Origin of the sequence: Plasticicumulans sp. (genome assembly GCF_035331805.1) — a bacterium.
GTDB lineage: Bacteria > Pseudomonadota > Gammaproteobacteria > Competibacterales > Competibacteraceae > Plasticicumulans.
The window spans coordinates 1-3,411 of record NZ_DAOLKE010000356.1 but is presented as its reverse complement, the minus strand read 5'-3'; the positions used below and the strand labels follow the sequence as shown (position 1 = coordinate 3,411).

The 3,411-nt window shown below is 72.4% G+C and carries 3 protein-coding genes; 1 reads left to right on the top strand and 2 read right to left on the bottom strand.

Going from position 1 to position 3,411, the window contains the following annotated elements:
* Together PKE44_RS16695 and PKE44_RS16690 are read right to left on the bottom strand one after the other, a co-directional pair.
* On the bottom strand, positions 1-848 hold an 848-nt coding region (locus tag PKE44_RS16695), incomplete at its 3' end, for a DNA gyrase modulator (protein ID WP_324553505.1).
* A 234-nt stretch (positions 849-1,082) separates the two neighbouring features.
* Entirely contained in the window at positions 1,083-1,892 is an 810-nt protein-coding gene (locus PKE44_RS16690) for a carbon-nitrogen hydrolase family protein (RefSeq protein ID WP_324553502.1), read from the bottom strand.
* 175 nt (positions 1,893-2,067) lie between these two features.
* Between PKE44_RS16690 and PKE44_RS16685 the strand changes: the two genes are divergently transcribed.
* The coding region (locus PKE44_RS16685) for a HAMP domain-containing protein (RefSeq protein WP_324553499.1) at positions 2,068-3,411 on the top strand (1,344 nt) is incomplete at its 3' end.

Sequence of the window (3,411 nt, the reverse complement as noted above, 5' to 3'; positions counted from 1 at the left end):
AGGCCGTGGCCGACCGCCTCGTGCAGCAGCACGCCGGGCCAGCCGGGGCCGAGCACGACATCCATCGTGCCGGCCGGGGCTTCCTCGGCTTCGAGGTTGACGAGCGCCTGACGCACCGCCTCGCGCGCATAGCCGAGCGCGCGCTCATCATCGAGGAAATAGCCGTAGGCGACGCGCCCGCCGCCGCCAGAGCCGCCCTGCTCGCGCCGGCCGTTGTGCTCGACGATGACGCTGACGCTCAGGCGCACCAGCGGGCGCACGTCGCCGGCCAGCGTGCCGTCGGAGGCGGCGATCAGGATCGCGTCCTGCACCGCGGCGAGGCTGACCATGACCTGCGTGACGCGCGGGTCCTGGCGGCGCGCCTCGGCATCGACGGCTTCGAGCAGGCGGATCTTCTCGTCGGCGCTCAGCGTGCCGAGCGGATCGAGCGGCGCGTACAGCGCCGTCGCCGGCCGGGTGCCGGCGATGCGCACGCCCTGCTCCGGGCCCTTGCCGCTTGCGGCGATCGCACGCGCAGCCTTCGCGGCTTCGAGCAGCGCCGGCGCGTGCAGCTCGTCCGAATACGCGAAGCCGGTGCGCTCGCCGGCGATCGCGCGCACGCCGACGCCCTGGTCGATGTTGTGCGCGGCCGACTTCACCGCGCCGTCCTCCAGCGACCAGGACTCGGCGCGGCGCACCTGGAAGTACAGGTCACCGTAATCGACCGCATGGCCGAGCAGCGTGCCGAGCGCCGATTCGAGCCGCGGCTCGTCGAGCCCGGCCGGCGCGAGGATCAGGGCCCGCGCCAGATCGAGCGCGGAACCGCCGCCGGTGGTGGCGGCGGGTACGTCGGATGCAACGGTGCTCATGGCGGGGACCTCGGGGGGCATCGGGGCAGTTGTTCGTCAAGGTAACGCGAAGCGCGCATGCGCCGCGAGCCTGCATGGCAGGCGCATGACAGCCATGTGGCGCCGTGTTGACGGCGGCATCGCCCGGCTGTCCGGCAAGCCGCTGCGCGGGACGACCGGGGTACGCAGCCGCAGCCCGTGCGCCGTCTGCCGTGCATCCGCCGGCGCAGCGCGGCGCGTCGCCACGCCGGCCGGCTACAGCCGCCGGTGATCGAGGCACGGAAACTCCGCACGCAGCCGCCGCCCGCGTTCGAGGTCGATTTCGGCGAGCACGATGCCCTCGCCGCTCGCGCGGCGCGCGATCACCTCGCCCCAGGGCTCGACGACGAGGCTGTCGCCGTGCGTCTCGCGTCCGCCCGGATGCGTGCCGCACTGCGCCGGGGCCAGCACCCAGGCGAGGTTCTCGATCGCGCGGGCGCGCAGCAGGGTCTCCCAGTGCGCGCGGCCGGTGACGGCCGTGAACGCCGAGGGCACGACGAACACCTCGGCGCCGGCGGCGCTCATCGCCCGGAAAAGCTCCGGGAAGCGCAGGTCGTAGCACACCGTCAGCCCGAGCCGCCCGAACGGCGTATCGGCGACGACGATGCGCTCGCCGGGCTCGACGACCCGGGATTCCCGGTAGCGCCCCTGCGCATCGGCCACATCGACATCGAACAGGTGCACCTTGTCGTAGCGCGCACCGATGCGCCCGCGCGCATCGAAGAGCAGCGCCGCCGCACAGACGCGATCGGGCTCCTCGCCGCGCAGCGGCAGCGTGCCGCCGAGCAGCCAGACGCCGTGACGCGCCGCCAGCCCGGCCAGAAACGCCTGCAGCGGCCCGCGGCCTTCGTCCTCGGCCAGCCGCAGGCCGGCGGCCGGATCGGCATCGATGCAGAACCAGCTCTCGGGCAATGCCACCAGCCCGGCACCGGCTGCAGCGGCCTCGGCGACCAGCCGGCCGGCGGTCGCGCAGTTGGCGGCCGGATCGGCACCGGCACACATCTGGATCAGGGCGATACGGCTCATCGGCGGGGAATCCTCGGCAGGATCGGCATGCCGCAATGCAGCAAAGCCCCTGCATGTTGCAATGTTTTCCGCAAACCTTGCGCCAAAGGTATTCAGGGCAGCGACCGGCAGCCGACAAGATGGCGGACCCACGTCATCCGTCTCCGTGCCCGAACGCGCGCCAAGGACAAGCCCTGTGAAACTGCGCTCCCTGCAACTGAAGATTGCCGGCCTCGCCGGACTGTGCCTGCTCGGAACCGCCATTGCGATGGTCGGTTTCGCGACCCTATCCAACCGCAGTTCCGAAGCCTTCGTGCAGGCGCGGGTCGGCGACCTGCTCGAACGCGGCACGCGCAGCAGCCTGCAGGCACTGGCGCGGGCGCAGGCCGGGCTGATCCGCTCCGAACTCGACTCCGCCTTCGGCGCCGCGCGCAACATGGCCCGCGCCTTCGAGCAGATCGCCACCAATGACACCGCCGTCGCCACGCCGCCGGCGCTGCGCCGTGCCCAGCTCGACGGCATCCTGCTCGGCGTGCTGAAGGCCCATCCGCGCTTCAACGGCACCTACAGCGCCTGGGAGCCGGACGGCCTCGACGGCCTCGACGCCGAAGCCGCCGCCGGGCATCGCGCCGGCACCGACGCCAGCGGCCGCTTCCTGTCCTACTGGACGCGCGACAGCAGCGGCCACATCGCCGTGCAGCCGCTGGTCGAGTACGACAGCCGCGAGCGCCACCCGAACGGCGTCATCAAGGGCGCGTGGTATCTCGGCCCGCAGGCCAACGGCCAGGAAAGCATCCTCGGCCCGCTGCCCTACATCGTGCAGGGCAAGTCCGTGTATCTCGCCACCATGTCGGTGCCGGTCAGCATCGGCGGACGCTTCCGCGGCGTCGCCGGTGCCGACTTCGATCTCGCCTTCGTGCAGAAGCTCGCCGAGCAGGTCGATGCCTCGGTGTTCAAGGGCCAGGGTTCGGTGGCGATCGTCAGCAACGACGGCCTCGTCGTCGCCGCCAGCGACCAGCCCGGGCTGATCGGCAGTTCGTTCCGGCCGCTGGTCGGCAAGGACCACGACATCGACCTGACCGTGGTGCGCGACGGCCGCAGCCACGTCGTCCTCGACGAAACCAGCGGCCTGCTCAAGTTCTTCGAGCCGATCACGCTCGGCTACACCAAGACGCCGTGGTCGGTGCTGATCACCGTGCCGCAGACGGTCGCGATGGCCGAAGCCGCCAGCCTCGCCGCCGCCCTGCATGAGCGGGCCGGCCACGACGTGCTGATGCAGACGCTGGTGGCGCTGGCGATCCTCGTGCTCGGCGTCGGCACGATGTGGCTGGTGGCGCGCAGCATCACCCGGCCGATCCTCGCCAGCGCCCGCTTCGCCGGCGAGATCGCCGCCGGGCGCCTCGACAGCGAGCTGCACGTCGAATCGGCCGACGAAACCGGCCAGCTCGCCGAGGCGCTGCGCACGATGGCCACCGACATCCGCCGCAGCAACGCCGAGCGCGCCGCCGCGCAGGCCGCCGCCGAGCGCGAGCGCGAGCAG